A 16,499-nucleotide genomic window follows, 5' to 3' on the forward strand; every position below is an offset into this window, starting at 1 on the left:
AATTCGTCCCCCTGTGCATACGGGAGTGCGGATTCCTTGATCCGCGCTGCACAGGAGACTCACGGAAAACTCAGTGAGTTGTACAAGGATTAATTACGATCAGGACACCGCGGCCAGCCACACGCTCACCGCGGCCGTCAGGAAAAGCACGGTATTGAGGGCGATCTGACGGTCCCCCATCCGCAGATGGACCCTGATCGCACCGGCCTGGAGCACGACGAACCCGACGGCGGCGGCCACGCCCAGCCAGGGTGCGACACCGGTCAGACGCGGCAGCACCAGACCGGCCGCGCCGAGCACCTCGACGACCCCGATCGCTCTCACGGCCGGCATCGGCGTGTCCGCCACCCAGGCCATCATCGGCAGCAGCCGCTCCCTGCTCTGTACGACCTTCACCCCGCCCCCGTAGAGGTAGAAGAGCGCGAGGAGACCGGCCACGACCCAGTACGCGACGCTCATGAGGCGGTGGCCGGCTCGGTGGCGTAACGGCTCATGACCTCGGCGCTCGCCTGCGGGCTCGGCGGCCCGCCGGTGGCGAACAGGTCCCGCAGGTCCCGGAAGTACTGCACGTACAGGTCGGGCGTGAACGTGCTGAGCATGACGGCCGGTTCGCCGGTGACGTTGGCGAACGTGTGCGGGGCGCCGGGCGGCACCATGACGAGGGTTCCGGCCGTGGCGTCGTACTCCTCGTCCCCGACGGTGAAGCGCACCGAGCCGGAGATGACATAGAAGCCCTCGTCGTGCCGGGCGTGCCGGTGCTGCGGCGGGCCGGGGGTGTGCGGCGCGAGGACGGACTCGGCGAGGCCGAGGCGGCGGCCGGTGGTACGGCCGTCCTCCAGGACGCGCATCCGGGTGGTGCCGAGCATCAGCACCTCGCCGTCGCCGGGACCTACGACGGATACCGCGGGATGGTCGTTGTTGTCGTGAGTCGTCATGTTCCGATTCGACGGCCGGGGCGGTCCGGCTGTCCAAGACCTGTTCCGCCGACCCGATACCCGATCGGTATCGTTGCTGTATGGGGCGTATGGAGCGTATGGAGCGGATGGAGCGTATAGAGCTACGGACGCTGCGCTATTTCGTGGCGGTCGCCGAGGAACTCCACTTCGGCCGGGCCGCCGCACGGCTCCATATGAGCCAGCCTCCGCTGAGCCGTGCGATCAAAGCGCTGGAGGCCGAGACCGGCGCGCGGCTCTTCGAGCGGTCACCGGCAGGGGTCGCCCTGACCCCCGTCGGGGCCGTCCTCCTCGACGAGGCCCGCGCCCTTCTCGACCAGGCCGACAGGCTGCGCGTGCGGGTCTCGGCGGCGGCGGGCACCGCCGTGCTGACCGTCGGCCTCCTGGGCGACAGCACGGATCCGGGCGTACGGCGCCTGGCCCGCGCGTACCGCGAACGCCACCCGGGCGTCGAGATCCGCATCCGCGAGACCGACCTGACGGATCCCACGTGCGGGTTGCGTACCGGTGCCGTCGACGTCGCTCTCACCCGCGCGCCGTTCGACGGAACAGGGCTGGTGGTACGGGAGTTGCGCGCCGACCCCGTGGGGGCGCTGCTCCGCGCCGACGATCCGCTGGCCGGCCGGGAGAGCCTGGACCTGGCCGACCTCGCCGAGCGGCGGTGGTTCCGGTTCCCCGAGGGCACGGACCCGCTCTGGCAGTCGTACTGGAACGGCGGGGAGGCGCGGGAGGGGCCGGTCGTGCGGGCGGTTCAGGAGTGCCGGCAGGCGGTGCTCTGGAACGGCACGGTGGGCATGACACTGGCCGGCCACGACCCGGGAGACGGGCTCACGGTCGTACCGGTCACCGACATGCCGCCGAGCCGGGTGGTGGTGGCGTGGGCCGAGGGGGACGGGAATCCGTTGCTGCGGTCGTTCGTGCGGGTGGCGGTCGCGGCCTACGGCTGATCGGGGTCAGAGGAAGACGCGGGCGATGTCGAGCCACTTCCGCGCATCCTCGCCAACCGCGGTAGGCCGTAGTCCGACATCGGAGTCACTTTCGCGTGCGAGCGGCGAAATCGACGAACGCCGACCAGGAAGAGGCTTCGAAAAGGAGGGTTCCGAGGGCGGGGGCCTTGCTGTCACGGACGGGGACGAGGAAGGGGAGACCGGGGGCGACTTCGAGGCATTCGCCGCCGTCCTGGTTGCTGTAGCTGCTCTTGCGCCAGGTGACGTCACTCAAGTCGATGGCTCGCATGGCGCTTCCTCCAGCATCCGTTCGACGAACTCCCGTGATTCGTCCGGCGATAGGGACAGATCGCGTACTCGATCGTATCGGAGCTGGAGGTGTTCGACCGAGGCTGTTTCCTGCACGAGTTCGCCGGAATAGCCGGTCTCGACCCAGGCCACCGTCTGGCCACTGGAGCCACGCAGGAACATGGTGTGGGTGTTGGTCAGGCCGTGGAGTCCAACGGACATCGGCAGCAGCACCTGGATCGTGATGTTGAGGCGGTGGCTCATCACTTCCAGGTGCTCCAGCCGCCCGTGCCACTCATCGGGTTCCTGGAGCGGGGTGCGCAGCACGGCTTCGGAGAGAATCGCACGGTACTGCGGGCAGTCATCCCGCAACAGCGCCTCACGGCGGCCCATACGAGCCTCGACCTGCGCTCCCAGTTCGTCACCCTTGAGTCCGCCCTGCCTGAGCAACTCCGTCGCGTACTCAGGGGTTTGCAGCAGGCCAGGAAGAAGGCTCGGCGAGTATTGCCACATGCTCACCGCCTCGGTCTCCAGCACCATGTACCGCCGATACCGCTCCCGGAACTGCGTCGGATCCGCCATCGCCAGCTCCCACAACGCGAGCAACAGTCCCGGCGTTTCGTAGAACTGATCCAGCGCCTGAACCACCTCCGGCCCGCCCAGCGTGTGGCCGTTCTCCAACTTCCCGAACTATGACGGGTCCCAGCCCAGCCGTTCGGCCAGTTCCCTCAAGCTCACCCCCTTCTCTGCCCGCAGCAAGCGCAACTCCTCGGCGAACCGTCGCCTGGGCTCCTGGCTACGCCCCGTCACCACGCGCCTCTGCGGCACCGCACCCCTCCCTGTGGAATCTATGGAATTAGCGGCGCCAATGGCGGAAGAACGCCTCGCCATCGGCGTGCCTACGCCACATCCGGGCCATTGTCGTAGCAGCCTCGACACGCAGAGTAGTCCAACTCGTGCATTTCGTATAGATGTTGGACGAAAGGAGCGAATGCCATGGAGCCCGGAACCCTGCTCTACGACACCGCCACCGACCAGGTCGGCGAGTACCGGGACCGGTTGGGGCCGTACGCGATACTCCGTCCCGTGGGCGGCGGCAGGGAGTGGCAGGCCGATCCGGCGACGCTACGGCCCGCTACCGACAGGGAGCGGATCAGTGCGGGCGTACGCGCGGCGAACGACCGTACGTGGGCCGTGCCGCCGGACCCCGAGGACCTCAGCCGCCCACCACTGCCCGTCCCCGGCTGCGCCGAGTGCACGGAACTCGGCGGGCGCCGGGAGACCGCGCTGGTCGGCCACGACCACAGCGCGGCCACCGACCTGAACGTGTTGCTGCGCCAGCACCAGCGCGCGGAGCACCGGCCGTGACCCGCCGTGTCTTCCGGCAGGTGCCGGTACGCGGTGCCGACGCGGGCGTAGGCCGGCGGGTGGCTAGGCTTCCGGCATGGCGAAGAAGCTCGTGATCAAGGTGACGGCGGGGGCGGACGCCCCGGAGCGGTGCTCGCAGGCGTTCACGGTGGCGGCGGTGGCCGTGGCCAGCGGCGTCGAGGTGTCGATGTGGCTGACCGGCGAGTCCGCGTGGTTCGCGCTGCCGGGCCGCGCCGCCGAGTTCGAACTGCCGCACGCGGCCCCGCTCCCCGACCTGGTCGACTCGATCCTGGCGGGCGGCACGCTCACCCTCTGCACACAGTGCGCGGCCCGCCGGGACATCACGGAGAAGGACGTCATCGAGGGCGTACGGATCGCGGGCGCGCAGGTCTTCGTGCAGGAGGCGATGGCGGACGGGACGCAGGCGCTCGTGTACTAGGCGGCGCCGGACAGTGCCTGGGGCGAGGCCTGGGACAGCACCTAGGGCCTCGGCCGCTTCTTGCCGTCCAGCTCGTCCCACCACTCGTCCGACTGCGGATCACCGGAGGGGTCGTCCCACCAGCGGTCGTCGGGGCCGCGACGGTTCGCGACCATCGCGGCGACCGGAGGGATGACCATGGCCACCACACACATCCCCACGGCAGCGGGGACGGACCAGATGCGTACGACTCCCCAGGCCAGGACGAAGAGCCCGATACAGGTCCCCATCATGGCGAAGTACACGCGACGGCGCCTTGCCAACATGAGTCCAGGGTAGGTCGGCGACGCCGGGTGGGCGCGGCCCGGCCACCACCCACGCTCCCGCCCCAGGCCCGACGGACGGAGTCCGCCGCAGCGCCGCGAAGCCTGCGCAGCAGTGCGAGGGACGCGCCAGGGAGGGGCCACGCGACGGCGCCTTGCCAGCATGAGTCCAGGGTAGGTCGGCGACGCCGGGTAGGCGCGGCCCGGGCACCACGCACGCTCCCGCCCCAGGCCCGACCGACGGAGTCCGGCGCAGCGCCGCGAAGCCTGCGCAGCAGTGCGAGGGACGCGTCAGGGAGGGGCCACGCGACGGCGCCTTGCCAGCATGAGTCCAGGGTAGGTCGGCGACGCCGGGTGGGCGCGGCCCGGGCACCACGCACGCTCCCGCCCCAGGACCGACGGACGGAGTCCGGCGCAGCGCCGCGAAGCCTGCGCAGCAGTGTGGTGGGGATATGGCGAAGGGCCGCGCCCTCCGTGTGTGGCACGGGGGGCGCGGCCCTTGCGGCTGTGGTGCTGTGGTCAGACCGCGATCGCGACCTCGGCCAGGCCGCCCTGCTGGGCGACGACCGTGCGGTCGGCGGTGGCGCCGGGGACGAGGGCGCGGACGGTCCAGGTGCCCTCCGCCGCGTAGAAGCGGAACTGTCCGGTGGCGGAGGTGGGGACCTCCGCGGTGAACTCGCCGGTCGAGTCGAGCAGGCGGACGTAGCCGACCACGGGCTCGCCGTCCTTCGTCACCTGACCCTGAATCGTGGTCTCACCGGGCTTGATCGTCGAGGGGTCCGGGCCGCCGGCCTTCGCTCCACACATGCTGTTACTCCAGAGGTCTTGAAAGGTCGGTCTGAGGTCTTGCCGGGGGTCTTACTTGTTGGCGCCGAGCTCGATCGGGACGCCGACGAGGCTGCCGTACTCGGTCCACGAGCCGTCGTAGTTCTTGACGTTCTCGACACCGAGCAGCTCGTGCAGGACGAACCAGGTCAGGGCCGAGCGCTCGCCGATGCGGCAGTACGCGATGGTGTCCTTGGCGAGGTCGACCTGCTCCTCGGCGTAGAGCTCCTTGAGCTCGTCGTCCGACTTGAAGGTGCCGTCGTCGTTGGCGTTCTTCGACCACGGGATGTTGCGGGCCGAGGGCACGTGGCCGGGGCGCTGGGACTGCTCCTGCGGCAGGTGGGCCGGGGCGAGCAGCTTGCCGGAGAACTCGTCGGGGGAGCGGACGTCGACGAGGTTCTGCGAGCCGATGGCCGCCACGACGTCGTCGCGGAAGGCGCGGATCGCGGTGTTCTGCGGCTTGGCGGTGTAGGTGGTCTCGGTGCGGTCCGGGACCTCCTCGACCAGCTCGCGGGCGTCCAGCTCCCACTTCTTGCGGCCGCCGTCGAGGAGCTTGACGTTCTCGTGGCCGTAGAGCTTGAAGTACCAGTAGGCGTAGGACGCGAACCAGTTGTTGTTGCCGCCGTAAAGGATCACCAGCGTGTCGTTGGCGATGCCCTTCGCCGACAGGAGCTTCTCGAAGCCCTCCTGGTCGATGAAGTCGCGGCGGACCGGGTCCTGCAGGTCCTTGGTCCAGTCGATGCGGATCGCGTTGCGGATGTGGTTCTTCTCGTAGGCGGACGTGTCCTCGTCCACCTCGACGATCGCGATCTCGGGGTTGTCCAGGTTGTCCTGGACCCAGTCGGCATCGACGAGGACGTCGCTGCGGCTCATGCTCTTTCTCCTCCGGGGCAGTTGCGGCGGGGCGTGCGAGTGCGGGGGGTGCGCGGCGGGGCGCACGGATGCCCTCGGCAGGGGAGGGCAGGGGGATGCGGAGGCGGCACGGCCTCCGCCGTCAGAAGGGGCGACAGAGCATGGCGGCGACGCGGCACAGGTCGACTGCCCGCCGCTTCGTGAGATCCGCCTGTCCCCGCGACCGGAGGACGCTTGTCGAACACTGCATGCCGTCGATCGTAGGGACGGATAACCGGGCATGTCACCGGCATGTCGCATGTTGAGACGCGATCGTCCGGATTGCGGGACGGGGTGCGGGCCCGGGGCGGGGTTCCGGGAGGGGCGGGTGCCTGCGTCCGTCGTCACATCTACGGTGCGGACACCGCCGTCTCGCCTGGTGGACGGCAGGTGGACCGTCGGTGAGTCGCCTGTGGGCTGCCGGTGGACCGCCGGCGATCGCCGCCGTGGCGCTTTCTACCCGGCCAGCTTGACGTTCGAACCCTTCACCGCGATCTCCACACCGTCCTTCGCAGCCTCCACGGTGTCCAGCTGGACGCCGCCGGGGAGCTGGTCGATCGCCTGCTGGAAGTCGGAGGCCTGGCGGAAGCGGTCCTCGACGAGGCTGACACCGGCGAGCTTGGGAAGGTTGTCGGCGTGGACCTGCACGGTGTTGTCCTTGACGGTGACCGTGCTGAGGACGGGGACCTTCTGGTGGGTGTTCACGCCGGGGACGGTGACGTCGAGGGTGACCTTGATCTTGCCGTTGCCGCCGTCGGCGAGACCGACGACCTGGCCGGTGAAGCCGAGGCCGAGGTCGGTGGGCTCGGTCTTGGCGTTCTTGAGCAGCTCGTCGTAGGAGATGAGCGCGGTGCCGGTGGCGGTCCGCGCGGTGGCGGAACTGTAGTCGCCGGTGAAGGTGACGCCCTTCATGTCGGCGTGCAGGTCGTCGATGCGGATGGTCTTGCCGGCGGTGCCGGTGGCCGCGTCGTAGTCCTTGATGCCGACCTCGACGTCGTCGAGGGTGCCGTCGGCCACCTGGGTGAGGAACGGGAAGCCCTTGATGGAGACGTCGGGGGTGCTCGCGAGGCCCTCCGTCGTCTTCAGCTTGTCCGCGGCCTGGCCTTCGGCGAAGTACACGGCGACACGGTCGACGACCACGAAGAGGACGCCGAGAACGACGACGGTGATCAGGAGTATTCGCAGGGCGCGCATGTGGTGGGGTCCCCCGGGTCGGCATCTGCAGGTCGGTCCCGCCACGCTAACCCTGCCGGGGCGGGCCGACAGGGGATTGTCGACCAGCTGTGACAGTGCGGGGGTGGCATGGCCGGGGGAGAGCCCATGAGTTTCGGCTGCGGGCCGGTGGGGGCTGGTCGCGCCCACGCGGCGGCAGCCGCATATCAAATACAGCCCCGCGCCCCTTACGTCAGCGCCCCTTACGTCGGCTGCCTGACTCGCCCTTTTCGACGGCACCTCTCCACCCACCGAGTCGGGTGGCTGGGTGGGAAATGTCAGTGGAGGATCCAGACCACCGGCGCCGCTGCCGTCAGGGGCAGGGCAACGCCCGCGGTGAAGTGGACGAACCTCGACGGGTAGTCGTAGCTCGCGACCCGGTGGCCGACGAGGGCGCAGGCCGCGGCCGCCACGCCGACCAGCGCACCCTTCGCACCCAGGTCCGTCATGCCGCCCACCGCGATGCCGGCGCCGGTGGCGGCCAGCAGGGAGACGATCACCGATGCCGGGGTGGGCAGGGGCAGGGCCCTCGCCAGGACGGCCACCGCGACCGCGGTGGCGCCGACGGACACGGCGTCGGGGTCGGCACCGAGGTAACCCGTCGCGATGATCGCCAGCGCGGAGGAGGCGACCGTGGCCATCAGGCCGTACATACGAGTGTCCGGGTCCGCGTGGGAGCGGAGCTGGAGGACCAGGGTGAGCAGGACCCAGATGCCCAGCGGGCCGAGGATCGCCGCCGGGGCCTGGTCACGGCCCGCGACGAGGACCGCCACGTCCGCGGTCAGCCCGCCCAGGAAGGCGAGGGCGATGCCCTGGCGGGCCGGCCACATGCCGTTCAGACGGAACCAGCCTGCAGCCGTCACGGCCTGGAGGATCACCAGGGGGACGACCAGCGCGTACGAGGAGAGGGACGCCGTCGCCGCCAGCAGCACGCCCAGCAGGGCGGTGAGCAGGGCCGGCTGCATGCCGGGCTCGATGATCGGCGAGCGGCCCTCCAGGCGGGCCCGCTGGGCGTCGGTGATGCGCGCGTTGCCGGCGAGGGTCGCGGGGCCGTAGGCCCCACGCTCGCTCTCGGTCCCGGCGGGCGCCGGGGCAGGGGCAGGGGCAGGAGCGGGCGCCGGGGCGGCGGGTGCGGCGAACGCCGGTTGCTGCGCCGGTGCGGCGTACGTGTGCTGCGGCAGGTACGCCGTCTCCGGCGCCGGCGCCGGCGCCTGCGGCTGTGCCTGTGCCGCCTGCACCGGCGCGTGGGTCTGGGTCTCCCAGGTCTGCCCCTGCCACTGCTGGGTGGCGTACTGCTGCTCCTCGTACCCCCACTGCTGCTGAGCCTGCTGAGGCTGCGGCTGCTGCGGCTGCTGCTGCTGGTACGGGTCGTAGCCCTCGTACGGCTGGTTGGTCATCGCTCTCGCTCACCCTCCTGCGAACGGCGGGAGCACCTCGACCGTGCCGCCCTCGGCCAGCCGTACCGTCTCATGCGCACGCGTCCCGACGGGGTCACCGTCGACGAGGAAGGAGCATCGCCGCAGGACGTGCGCCAGTTCCCCGGGGTGTCGCGCGCGTACCGCGTCCAGCGCCTCGGCGAGGGTGTCCGCGTCGTACGGCTCCTCGGCGACGCCGGCCGCGGCCTTCGCGGCGGCCCAGTAGCGCACCGTGACCTTGGGCATCAGGTTCCTCTGGAGAATCAGTCGGTCGGCTGTGTACGGGGTCAGGCTAGCCCGCCCTGGACGCCGCCCAGTCGCCGATCCTGGCCAGCAGCGCATCGTCGGCCGCGTGTTCCGCGTGGCCCATGCCGGGCTCCAGCCAGAGTTCGGCGGCCTCACCTGCGGCGTCGGCCAGCATCTTCGGGTGGTCGACCGGGAAGTAGCCGTCGCTGTCGCCGTGCACGATCAGCAGCGGGGTGGGGGCGATCTTCGGCACCGCCTCCACCGGGGACAGCGGCACCGGGTTCCAGTCGCGGTGGTGGATACGGGTGTGGAAGCCGTAGCGGCCGACCAGCCGTCCCTCGGGCCGGGTGACCAGCCAGTGGACGCGGCGCATGGGGGCGGTGCCCCGGTAGTACCAGCGGGCGGGCGACGAGACGGAGACGACCGCGTCGACCCCGGCGTGCAGCGCCGCGTGCCGCAGGACCACCGAGCCGCCCATGGAGAAACCGACGGTCACCACGCGCGGGTGCCCGAGGTCGCGCGCCCAGCGCACCGCCGCCGCCAGGTCGAGGACCTCGCGGTCGCCCACGGTGGTGCGGCCGCCGGAGCGGCCGTGGCCCCGGAAGGAGAAGCTGACCACGGGGGCGTAATCCGTCAGCGCGGCGACCACCCGTCGTACGTGTGGCCGGTCCACGTCTCCGGTGAAACCGTGGGCCATGACGAACACCAGGTCACGGGAAGGTGGCGGGGAGCCGTCGTATACGACGGAGGCCGGATCGTATACGGAATCGATGGAAACCCCGTCGGTGGTGCGCAGAAACGTCCGGATAGGGGCGTATCTGCTTGTCTCAGAGTGCGGACGAACGATGGAACGTGCCACATGACCTGCCGAACCCATGCTCATGTGGGCTATTCTCATGGGCAGAGGACTCGGGCAGCGCCGCCACCGGGTCCTTTTGTGCTTTCGGAAGCTCTGTATACGAAGCGGGAAACTCCAGGTGACCGTGGATGTACGGAGGCTCGGGAGCGCAGCGCAGTGTCATTGCACACAGTCCTCGCAGGGACCGAGGAGGAACCAGACGTATGAGTTCTCTGCTGCTCCTGACCAATGCCCTCCAGCCGTCGACGGAGGTGCTGCCCGCCCTCGGCCTGCTCCTGCACAACGTGCGGGTCGCCCCGGCCGAAGGCCCCGCCCTCGTCGACACCCCGGGTGCCGACGTCATCCTGATCGACGGCCGCCGTGACCTCCCACAGGTCCGCAGCCTCTGCCAGCTGCTCCGCTCCACCGGCCCCGGCTGTCCGCTGATCCTCGTCGTGACGGAGGGCGGGCTCGCCGCCGTCACCGCCGACTGGGGCATCGACGACGTGCTCCTCGACACCGCGGGCCCGGCCGAGGTCGAGGCGCGGCTGCGCCTGGCCATGGGCCGCCAGCAGATCGTCGCCGACGACTCCCCCATGGAGATCCGCAACGGCGACCTGTCGGTCGACGAGGCGACGTACAGCGCGAAGCTGAAGGGCCGGGTCCTCGACCTCACCTTCAAGGAGTTCGAGCTGCTGAAATACCTGGCCCAGCACCCCGGCCGGGTGTTCACTCGCGCACAGCTGCTCCAGGAGGTCTGGGGGTACGACTACTTCGGTGGCACCCGGACCGTCGACGTACACGTACGACGGCTGCGCGCCAAGCTCGGCGTCGAGCACGAGTCCTTGATCGGCACCGTCCGGAACGTCGGTTATCGATTCGTTACACCCGAGAAGGGTGAGCGCGGCGAGCGGGCCGGCGACCCGACGAAGGCGCAGGCGGACCGGCCAAAGGAGGAGGATGCGGACGCTTCGGCGGCGCTGGACGCGGTCGAGGTACCGACGGAGGCATAGTGGTCGGCCGGGCGAGGCATGGCCGTAGCCCGGCCGGGGCATTGCTTACGCAAGCGAAGCTTCGATACGCCCTGCCCAGAGCGGGTCCATCCGCGTAGACTCCGCGCGTGGCCAAGGTGACTCGGGATGACGTGGCGCGGCTGGCGGGAACTTCGACCGCCGTTGTCAGCTATGTCATCAACAACGGACCCCGGCCGGTCGCCCCGGCCACGCGCGAGCGTGTCCTCGCCGCGATCAAGGAACTGGGGTACCGGCCCGACCGGGTCGCCCAGGCGATGGCCTCGCGGCGCACCGACCTCATAGGCCTGATCATCCCGGACGCCCGCCAGCCCTTCTTCGGCGAGATGGCGCACGCGGTCGAGCAGGCCGCGTCCGAGCGCGGGAAAATGGTGCTGGTCGGCAACACCGACTACGTCGCCGAGCGCGAGGTCCACTATCTGCGCGCGTTCCTCGGGATGCGGGTCTCGGGCCTCATCCTCGTCTCCCACGCCCTCAACGACCTGGCCGCCGCCGAGATCGACGCCTGGGACGCCCGGGTGGTGCTCCTCCACGAGCGGCCGGAGGCCATCGACGACGTCGCCGTGGTGACGGACGACCTGGGCGGTGCCCAGCTCGCCGTCCGCCATCTGCTGGAGCACGGGTACGAGTACGTGGCCTGTATGGGCGGTACGGCCGAGACCCCGGCCGTCGGCGACCCGGTCTCCGACCACGTCGAGGGCTGGAAGCGGGCCATGGACGAGGCGGGGCTCGACACGGAGGGCCGGCTGTTCGAGGCGCCGTACAACCGCTACGACGCGTATCGCGTGGCCCTGGACATCCTCTCCGGTCCGAACCGCCCGCCGGCCGTCTTCTGCTCCACCGACGACCAGGCGCTCGGCGTGCTGCGGGCGGCACGGGAGCTGCGGCTCGACGTGCCCGGGGAACTGGCCGTGGCCGGCTTCGACGACATCAAGGAGGCGGCGCTGGCGGATCCCCCGCTGACGACGATCGCCTCGGACCGGCCGGCGATGGCACGGGCGGCGGTGGACCTGGTGCTCGACGACGGGCTGCGGGTGGCGGGATCGAGGAGAGAGCGTCTGAAGACGTTTCCCTCGCGGCTGGTGGTGCGTGGGTCCTGCGGGTGCGCGTAGTCCTGCGGGTGCGCGTAGTCCTGCGGGTGCGGGTGCGTGGTGGTTGCTCGCCCAGTTCCCCGCCGAGCCGCACCCACAGGAAAGCTTTTATGAACGCCTTCTGAGAACCCTCGCCGACCTGCGAGAAGGTTCCTTATTTCGGGCAAACGCGCTTCTCGCGGCCTTCTCAGCGGGCACTCAGGAAGCTCTCATGGTCACGGGACAAGCTATTTGTCATGACCGAGAGCTTCCGCCGCAGCGGCGAGTACGAGAACCCGCAGGGTCCCCAGGGTGACGCCTACCAGGGCGCGTACCCCCAGCAGCAGCACGCCTCCGCTCCCTCCCCCGTGAACCCGGAGTGGCCGCCCCCGCCGGCCCACCAGCCGACGCCGCAGCCGGCGCCGCAGGCGGTGACGGTGGAGCCGGAGACCGCACAGCTCCCGGAGTTCTCGGCCCCCCACGAAGGCGCCGCTCCCGAGGGTGCCGCGCACTCGGCGCCGAAGAAGCGCGCCCGGGGCCCGATAGCCCTGCTGGCCGCGGTCGCGATCGTCGCGGCGGCGGTGGGCGGCGGCACCGCGTACGCCTTCCAGGAGCTGACCGGCAAGAACGACACCGTCTCCTCCAGCACCACCACCAGCGTGGTGCCCTCCAGCAAGAAGGGCGACGTCGCCACGATCGCCGCGGCCGTCAGCCCGAGCGTCGTCGAGATCACCGCGACCCTCAGCAACGGCACCTCCACCGGCTCCGGCGTGATCATCACCAGCGACGGCGAGATCATCACCAACAACCACGTCATCTCCGGCGCCCAGTCGGTCAAGGTGACGACCAGCGAGGGCAAGTCCTACACCGCCAAGGTGGTCGGCACCGACAGCGCCAAGGACCTCGCCCTCATCAAGCTCGAGGACGCCTCCGGCCTGACGCCCGCCACCCTCGGCAACTCCGACGGGGTCCAGGTCGGCGACACGGTCGTGGCAATCGGCTCCCCCGAGGGCCTCAGCGGCACCGTCACCAGCGGCATCGTCTCCGCCCTCGACCGGGACGTGACCGTCTCCACCGACGAGGGCCAGGACCAGCAGAGCCAGGGCAGCGGCGGCGCCGGCCAGTGGCCGTTCTCCTTCGGCGGCCAGCAGTTCAACGGCGACACGGGTTCGTCGACGACGACCTACAAGGCGATCCAGACGGACGCCTCGTTGAACCCGGGCAACTCCGGCGGCGCGCTGATCGACGCCGGCGGCAACATCATCGGCATCAACTCGGCGATGTACTCGGCCAGTTCCGACTCCTCCTCGTCCTCCTCGGACGCGGGCAGTGTCGGCCTCGGCTTCGCCATCCCGATCAACACCGTCAAGTCCGACCTGGCCAAGCTGCGGGCGGGCTCCACCAGCTGAACCACCCAGCACGAGCACGTAGGGAGTACGTCATGATCAAGCAGGTTTCGCACACGATGGCCGCCGACAGCCCGGCCGGTTTCAGCCTGGCCCTTGCCGTGGCGTACGAGCTCCACGCACCGACCGAGGCGACGGTGGCCCCGACCCCGGCCCCGCGCGCCCCGGAGGTCGCGCCGGCCCCGCAACTGATGGGCCTGCGCACCTCCGCGGCCCGGCCGCACCAGCGCAAGGTGCCGCTGAGCCGCATGACCCTGGTACGCGGCTAGGGGCGTTCCGGCCCACCAGCGTGCATACCCGACAGCCCGGAAACATGCGAGGCTGAGAGGCGTCCACCAGGAACCACCGCATCCCGAACCATCACACCCTGAGGAACCGCGAGCGATGAGCCCCGCCGATGGCGACCGTGAACCCCAGCGCATCCTGATCGTCGACGACGAGCCGGCCGTACGCGAGGCCCTGCAGCGCAGCCTCGCCTTCGAGGGGTACGAGACCGAGGTCGCGGTGGACGGCGCCGACGCGCTGGAGAAGGCGACGGCCTACAAGCCGGACCTGGTCGTCCTCGACATCCAGATGCCGCGGATGGACGGCATGACGGCCGCCCGCCGCATCCGCGGCGCGGGCGACACGACCCCGATCCTGATGCTGACGGCCCGCGACACGGTCGGCGACCGGGTCACCGGGCTCGACGCCGGGGCGGACGACTACCTGGTCAAGCCCTTCGAACTCGACGAGCTCTTCGCCCGTATCCGTGCCCTCCTGCGCCGCAGCTCGTACGCGGCGTCCGTGGTCGAAGGGGCCGAGGCGGACGAGGCGCTCACCTTCGGCGACCTGCGCATGGACCTCGCGACGCGCGAGGTGACCCGGGCCGGCCGCCAGGTCGAACTGACCCGCACCGAGTTCACCCTCCTCGAGATGTTCATGGCCCACCCGCGCCAGGTCCTCACCCGCGAGCAGATCCTGAAGGCCGTCTGGGGCTTCGACTTCGAACCGTCGTCGAACTCGTTGGACGTCTACGTCATGTACCTCCGCCGCAAGACCGAGGCCGGCGGCGAACCGCGCCTCGTCCACACCGTGCGCGGCGTCGGGTACGTCCTGCGCCAGGGCGGCGCCGAGTGAACACCCTCACCCGCCGCTTCCGCACCCTCCCGATCCGCGCCCGCCTCTCCATGCTGGTCGCGGCAGCGGTGGCGTTCGCGGTGGCCGCGGTGTCGGTGACGTGCTGGTTCATCGTGCAGGGGAAACTGTACGAGCAGCTCACGAACGACTTGCAGAAGGAGCAGCACGGGCCGGTCGCCCAGGTCCTCAGCGCCGCCCTCCTCGACTGCTCCGCAACTCCACAGAACGACAACAGCTACCGGACCAGCTACGCCCAGGGCGTCACGATCGACGGCAAGGCCTGCCTTCTGCCCGGCTCCACGGGTGTCATCAAGATCACTCAGGCCGACAAGGACATCATCAAAGCCGGGAACACCGACAGGTACTACTTCCGCAACGGCACCGACGAGAACGGCGACGCGCTGCGCGTGATGATCCAGGTGTTCGGCACCCAGAGCGGATCCTTCGTCGGACTGGCCACCGCGCTCCCCCTGAAGAACACCCAGAACACCCTCAACGACCTCGCCCTGATCCTCCTCCTCGTCTCCGGAATCGGCGTCATCGGTGCCGGGGCCGCGGGCCTCGCGGTCGCCCGGGCGGGGCTGCGTCCCGTCGACGAACTCACCGAGGCCGTCGAACACGTCGCCCGCACCGAGGACCTGAGTGTCCGCATCCCGGTGGAGGCGGACGCCGACGACGAGGTGGCGCGCCTGTCCCGCTCGTTCAACAGCATGACCACCTCCCTGGCCAACTCCCGGGAACTCCAGCAACAGCTCATCGCCGACGCCGGCCACGAACTCCGCACCCCCCTCACCTCCCTGCGCACGAACATAGAGCTCCTCACCCGCAGCGAGGAGACGGGCCGCCCCCTGCCCCCGGCGGACCGCAAGGCGCTGCTCGCCTCGGTGAAGGCGCAGATGACGGAGCTGGCGGCACTGATCGGCGACCTGCAGGAGCTGTCCCGCTCGGAGGGGCAGCGCGGTGAGCGTGTGCAGATCGTGGCCCTTCAGGACACGGTCGAGGCGGCCCTGCGCCGCGCCCGCCTGCGCGGCCCGGAGCTGACGATCACGGCGGACGTCCAGCCGTGGTTCGTACGGGCGGAGCCCTCCGCCCTGGAGCGCGCGATCGTCAACATCCTCGACAACGCGGTGAAGTTCAGCCCCGAGGGCGGCACGATCGACGTCGCCCTGGACCGCGGCGTCCTGACGGTCCGCGACCACGGCCCCGGCATCGCCGAGGACGAACTCCCCCACGTCTTCGACCGCTTCTGGCGCTCCCCGAGCGCACGGGCCCTCCCGGGCTCGGGGCTGGGTCTGTCGATCGTGGCGCGCACGGTCCAGCAGGCCGGCGGCGACGTCACCCTGGCCCGCGCGAACGGCGGCGGCACGGTGGCGACCGTACGGCTGCCGGGTGCGCCTACGGCTCCGCCGGAGGCTCCGTAGACGGCTCGACTCCCAGCCAGACAAGCTGTTCCACGATGATCTGAGGGTCTTCGATGCGGGGTACGAACGTGTACTTGCGCCAGCCGTTGTCGTCGTCGAAGAAGAGCACACGAGCGCCCTTCGGGTCACTGGATCGGACCGGCATCACCTGCATGCCATCAGGAAGGCAGACATCTGTTTCGATGCCTCGGACATAAGGGTCCTTCACCGTGATCAGTTCGGCCCGCGCGGCGCGGATGATCTCACGAACATGGCCGGGCAGTGCCTCATAGGCGGCAAGGGCATCAAGCCGCCAGTCCATCTGCCAAGGTGGCCCCATAAGTCCGTCGGTCACTCGCCGGGCTCCAGTTTTTGCACTCGGTGACGAATCTTCGACGCCTCTTCGAGAAGGGCCCTGGCTTCGGCGCCCTCGGTGGACTCGGAGGCCCGGAGTTCGAGATCGTGCACGTGCGCGTCCAACCTAGGATCGCGGGCAAGGGCGTACTCCCCCCACCAGAAGGCCATGAACGCCGGCACAGGGGGAAGATTGAAGGTGTCGGCGCTCGAGGAAATCGCCCTTTTCCAGTGCCTGTCGAAGTCGGGGAGCAGCACGGGGGCATGCTCGGCGATGGCCGCGCGCAGCGCCTTGGGCGTCCGCTCCGGCATCGGCGGGATGACCTGGCCGTTCTCCGTGGCGTGAGCGGTCATGACCGATGCCCTCCTTCGGCGCTTCAGGTCTACGACCATAG

Annotated in this window: 22 protein-coding genes and 1 pseudogene; 9 read left to right on the top strand and 14 right to left on the bottom strand. The window is 70.1% G+C overall.

All coding sequences use genetic code 11. The features are described from left to right. Window positions 1-99 precede the first annotated feature (99 nt). Both ACFZDK_RS25155 and ACFZDK_RS25160 read right to left on the bottom strand, forming a co-directional pair. The gene (locus tag ACFZDK_RS25155; protein WP_390975794.1) at window positions 100-459 is read right to left on the bottom strand and encodes a DoxX family protein; all 360 of its coding nucleotides are present in this window, start codon (window positions 457-459) and stop codon (window positions 100-102) included. After that, window positions 456-935, bottom strand: coding sequence for a cupin domain-containing protein (locus ACFZDK_RS25160; protein ID WP_390975795.1), 480 nt, complete (start codon window positions 933-935; stop codon window positions 456-458). Before ACFZDK_RS25160 ends, ACFZDK_RS25155 begins: the two co-directional genes overlap by 4 nt. 80 nt (window positions 936-1,015) lie before the next feature. Here ACFZDK_RS25160 and ACFZDK_RS25165 point away from each other — a divergent pair, with 80 nt between their 5' ends. Continuing rightward, entirely contained in the window at window positions 1,016-1,900 is an 885-nt protein-coding gene (locus tag ACFZDK_RS25165) for a LysR substrate-binding domain-containing protein (RefSeq protein ID WP_390975797.1), read from the top strand. A gap of 85 nt (window positions 1,901-1,985) precedes the next feature. Here ACFZDK_RS25165 and ACFZDK_RS25170 read toward each other — a convergent pair whose 3' ends face one another. Together ACFZDK_RS25170 and ACFZDK_RS25175 are read right to left on the bottom strand one after the other, a co-directional pair. Further along, window positions 1,986-2,189, bottom strand: coding sequence for a DUF397 domain-containing protein (locus ACFZDK_RS25170; protein ID WP_390975799.1), 204 nt, complete (start codon window positions 2,187-2,189; stop codon window positions 1,986-1,988). Further along, a pseudogene (locus ACFZDK_RS25175) lies at window positions 2,171-3,016 on the bottom strand (helix-turn-helix domain-containing protein). Before ACFZDK_RS25175 ends, ACFZDK_RS25170 begins: the two are co-directional and overlap by 19 nt. 168 nt (window positions 3,017-3,184) lie before the next feature. On the opposite strand from ACFZDK_RS25175, the gene ACFZDK_RS25180 reads away from it, so the two are divergent. After that, the gene (locus ACFZDK_RS25180; protein ID WP_390975800.1) at window positions 3,185-3,556 is read left to right on the top strand and encodes a hypothetical protein; all 372 of its coding nucleotides are present in this window, start codon (window positions 3,185-3,187) and stop codon (window positions 3,554-3,556) included. A gap of 76 nt (window positions 3,557-3,632) precedes the next feature. Beyond that, entirely contained in the window at window positions 3,633-3,995 is a 363-nt protein-coding gene (locus tag ACFZDK_RS25185; protein ID WP_351703417.1) for a DsrE family protein, read from the top strand. A 41-nt stretch (window positions 3,996-4,036) separates the two neighbouring features. Here ACFZDK_RS25185 and ACFZDK_RS25190 read toward each other — a convergent pair whose 3' ends face one another. The 8 genes from ACFZDK_RS25190 to ACFZDK_RS25225 form a co-directional block, all read right to left on the bottom strand. Beyond that, on the bottom strand, window positions 4,037-4,300 hold the full coding sequence (locus ACFZDK_RS25190; protein ID WP_390975802.1) for a DUF3099 domain-containing protein: 264 nt from the start codon (window positions 4,298-4,300) through the stop codon (window positions 4,037-4,039). A gap of 516 nt (window positions 4,301-4,816) precedes the next feature. Next, complete coding sequence (locus ACFZDK_RS25195) at window positions 4,817-5,104, bottom strand: DUF1416 domain-containing protein (protein ID WP_093501297.1); 288 nt, start codon at window positions 5,102-5,104, stop codon at window positions 4,817-4,819. A gap of 51 nt (window positions 5,105-5,155) precedes the next feature. Beyond that, window positions 5,156-5,995, bottom strand: coding sequence for a rhodanese-like domain-containing protein (locus tag ACFZDK_RS25200; RefSeq protein WP_390975805.1), 840 nt, complete (start codon window positions 5,993-5,995; stop codon window positions 5,156-5,158). A gap of 121 nt (window positions 5,996-6,116) precedes the next feature. Continuing rightward, window positions 6,117-6,224, bottom strand: a complete 108-nt coding sequence (locus ACFZDK_RS25205) for an Ms5788A family Cys-rich leader peptide (RefSeq protein WP_384776107.1) — start codon at window positions 6,222-6,224, stop codon at window positions 6,117-6,119. A 245-nt stretch (window positions 6,225-6,469) separates the two neighbouring features. Continuing rightward, the gene (locus ACFZDK_RS25210; RefSeq protein ID WP_390975806.1) at window positions 6,470-7,207 is read right to left on the bottom strand and encodes an LmeA family phospholipid-binding protein; all 738 of its coding nucleotides are present in this window, start codon (window positions 7,205-7,207) and stop codon (window positions 6,470-6,472) included. Window positions 7,208-7,503: 296 nt separating this feature from the next. Continuing rightward, window positions 7,504-8,622 (bottom strand): hypothetical protein, encoded by a 1,119-nt coding sequence (locus ACFZDK_RS25215; RefSeq protein ID WP_390975808.1) that lies wholly within the window; start codon window positions 8,620-8,622, stop codon window positions 7,504-7,506. A gap of 9 nt (window positions 8,623-8,631) precedes the next feature. Continuing rightward, window positions 8,632-8,886, bottom strand: a complete 255-nt coding sequence (locus tag ACFZDK_RS25220; protein ID WP_355722613.1) for a MoaD/ThiS family protein — start codon at window positions 8,884-8,886, stop codon at window positions 8,632-8,634. Window positions 8,887-8,932: 46 nt separating this feature from the next. Beyond that, window positions 8,933-9,769 (bottom strand): alpha/beta fold hydrolase, encoded by an 837-nt coding sequence (locus ACFZDK_RS25225; RefSeq protein WP_390975810.1) that lies wholly within the window; start codon window positions 9,767-9,769, stop codon window positions 8,933-8,935. Window positions 9,770-9,948: 179 nt separating this feature from the next. Between ACFZDK_RS25225 and ACFZDK_RS25230 the strand changes: the two genes are divergently transcribed. From ACFZDK_RS25230 to ACFZDK_RS25255, 6 genes are all read left to right on the top strand, one after another. Beyond that, complete coding sequence (locus ACFZDK_RS25230; RefSeq protein WP_390975812.1) at window positions 9,949-10,737, top strand: winged helix-turn-helix domain-containing protein; 789 nt, start codon at window positions 9,949-9,951, stop codon at window positions 10,735-10,737. A gap of 107 nt (window positions 10,738-10,844) precedes the next feature. After that, window positions 10,845-11,867, top strand: coding sequence for a substrate-binding domain-containing protein (locus tag ACFZDK_RS25235; protein ID WP_390975814.1), 1,023 nt, complete (start codon window positions 10,845-10,847; stop codon window positions 11,865-11,867). A gap of 215 nt (window positions 11,868-12,082) precedes the next feature. After that, a complete protein-coding gene (locus ACFZDK_RS25240; protein WP_390975816.1) occupies window positions 12,083-13,234 on the top strand; it encodes a trypsin-like peptidase domain-containing protein in 1,152 nt (383 codons plus the stop codon). A gap of 32 nt (window positions 13,235-13,266) precedes the next feature. Further along, the gene (locus tag ACFZDK_RS25245; protein WP_089101737.1) at window positions 13,267-13,500 is read left to right on the top strand and encodes a hypothetical protein; all 234 of its coding nucleotides are present in this window, start codon (window positions 13,267-13,269) and stop codon (window positions 13,498-13,500) included. Window positions 13,501-13,615: 115 nt separating this feature from the next. Continuing rightward, complete coding sequence (locus ACFZDK_RS25250; protein ID WP_390975818.1) at window positions 13,616-14,350, top strand: response regulator; 735 nt, start codon at window positions 13,616-13,618, stop codon at window positions 14,348-14,350. Further along, window positions 14,347-15,771, top strand: a complete 1,425-nt coding sequence (locus tag ACFZDK_RS25255; RefSeq protein ID WP_390975820.1) for an ATP-binding protein — start codon at window positions 14,347-14,349, stop codon at window positions 15,769-15,771. The genes ACFZDK_RS25250 and ACFZDK_RS25255 overlap by 4 nt, the downstream gene beginning before the upstream one ends. Here ACFZDK_RS25255 and ACFZDK_RS25260 read toward each other — a convergent pair. Beyond that, window positions 15,746-16,105: a hypothetical protein gene (locus ACFZDK_RS25260; RefSeq protein ID WP_390975821.1), complete on the bottom strand. Its 360-nt coding sequence runs from the start codon at window positions 16,103-16,105 to the stop codon at window positions 15,746-15,748. The two genes, ACFZDK_RS25255 and ACFZDK_RS25260, sit on opposite strands and share 26 nt — an antisense overlap. Further along, entirely contained in the window at window positions 16,102-16,458 is a 357-nt protein-coding gene (locus tag ACFZDK_RS25265; protein WP_390975823.1) for a DUF6247 family protein, read from the bottom strand. Before ACFZDK_RS25265 ends, ACFZDK_RS25260 begins: the two co-directional genes overlap by 4 nt. Window positions 16,459-16,499 lie beyond the last annotated feature (41 nt).

The organism is Streptomyces sp. NPDC007901 (genome assembly GCF_042959465.1).
In the GTDB taxonomy this organism is placed as follows: Bacteria; Actinomycetota; Actinomycetes; order Streptomycetales; family Streptomycetaceae; genus Streptomyces.

Bases quoted from the DNA above. Each gene is read 5' to 3' on its own strand.
- ACFZDK_RS25205 (WP_384776107.1), bottom strand. From the start codon at position 6,224: ATGCAGTGTTCGACAAGCGTCCTCCGGTCGCGGGGACAGGCGGATCTC.
- ACFZDK_RS25250 (WP_390975818.1), top strand. From the start codon at position 13,616: ATGAGCCCCGCCGATGGCGACCGTGAACCCCAGCGCATCCTGATCGTC.
- ACFZDK_RS25185 (WP_351703417.1), top strand. From the start codon at position 3,633: ATGGCGAAGAAGCTCGTGATCAAGGTGACGGCGGGGGCGGACGCCCCG.
- ACFZDK_RS25240 (WP_390975816.1), top strand. From the start codon at position 12,083: ATGACCGAGAGCTTCCGCCGCAGCGGCGAGTACGAGAACCCGCAGGGT.
- ACFZDK_RS25155 (WP_390975794.1), bottom strand. From the start codon at position 459: ATGAGCGTCGCGTACTGGGTCGTGGCCGGTCTCCTCGCGCTCTTCTAC.
- ACFZDK_RS25220 (WP_355722613.1), bottom strand. From the start codon at position 8,886: ATGCCCAAGGTCACGGTGCGCTACTGGGCCGCCGCGAAGGCCGCGGCC.
- ACFZDK_RS25170 (WP_390975799.1), bottom strand. From the start codon at position 2,189: ATGCGAGCCATCGACTTGAGTGACGTCACCTGGCGCAAGAGCAGCTAC.
- ACFZDK_RS25190 (WP_390975802.1), bottom strand. From the start codon at position 4,300: ATGTTGGCAAGGCGCCGTCGCGTGTACTTCGCCATGATGGGGACCTGT.
- ACFZDK_RS25265 (WP_390975823.1), bottom strand. From the start codon at position 16,458: ATGACCGCTCACGCCACGGAGAACGGCCAGGTCATCCCGCCGATGCCG.
- ACFZDK_RS25160 (WP_390975795.1), bottom strand. From the start codon at position 935: ATGACGACTCACGACAACAACGACCATCCCGCGGTATCCGTCGTAGGT.
- ACFZDK_RS25180 (WP_390975800.1), top strand. From the start codon at position 3,185: ATGGAGCCCGGAACCCTGCTCTACGACACCGCCACCGACCAGGTCGGC.
- ACFZDK_RS25195 (WP_093501297.1), bottom strand. From the start codon at position 5,104: ATGTGTGGAGCGAAGGCCGGCGGCCCGGACCCCTCGACGATCAAGCCC.
- ACFZDK_RS25245 (WP_089101737.1), top strand. From the start codon at position 13,267: ATGATCAAGCAGGTTTCGCACACGATGGCCGCCGACAGCCCGGCCGGT.
- ACFZDK_RS25225 (WP_390975810.1), bottom strand. From the start codon at position 9,769: ATGAGCATGGGTTCGGCAGGTCATGTGGCACGTTCCATCGTTCGTCCG.
- ACFZDK_RS25165 (WP_390975797.1), top strand. From the start codon at position 1,016: ATGGGGCGTATGGAGCGTATGGAGCGGATGGAGCGTATAGAGCTACGG.
- ACFZDK_RS25230 (WP_390975812.1), top strand. From the start codon at position 9,949: ATGAGTTCTCTGCTGCTCCTGACCAATGCCCTCCAGCCGTCGACGGAG.
- ACFZDK_RS25215 (WP_390975808.1), bottom strand. From the start codon at position 8,622: ATGACCAACCAGCCGTACGAGGGCTACGACCCGTACCAGCAGCAGCAG.
- ACFZDK_RS25210 (WP_390975806.1), bottom strand. From the start codon at position 7,207: ATGCGCGCCCTGCGAATACTCCTGATCACCGTCGTCGTTCTCGGCGTC.
- ACFZDK_RS25200 (WP_390975805.1), bottom strand. From the start codon at position 5,995: ATGAGCCGCAGCGACGTCCTCGTCGATGCCGACTGGGTCCAGGACAAC.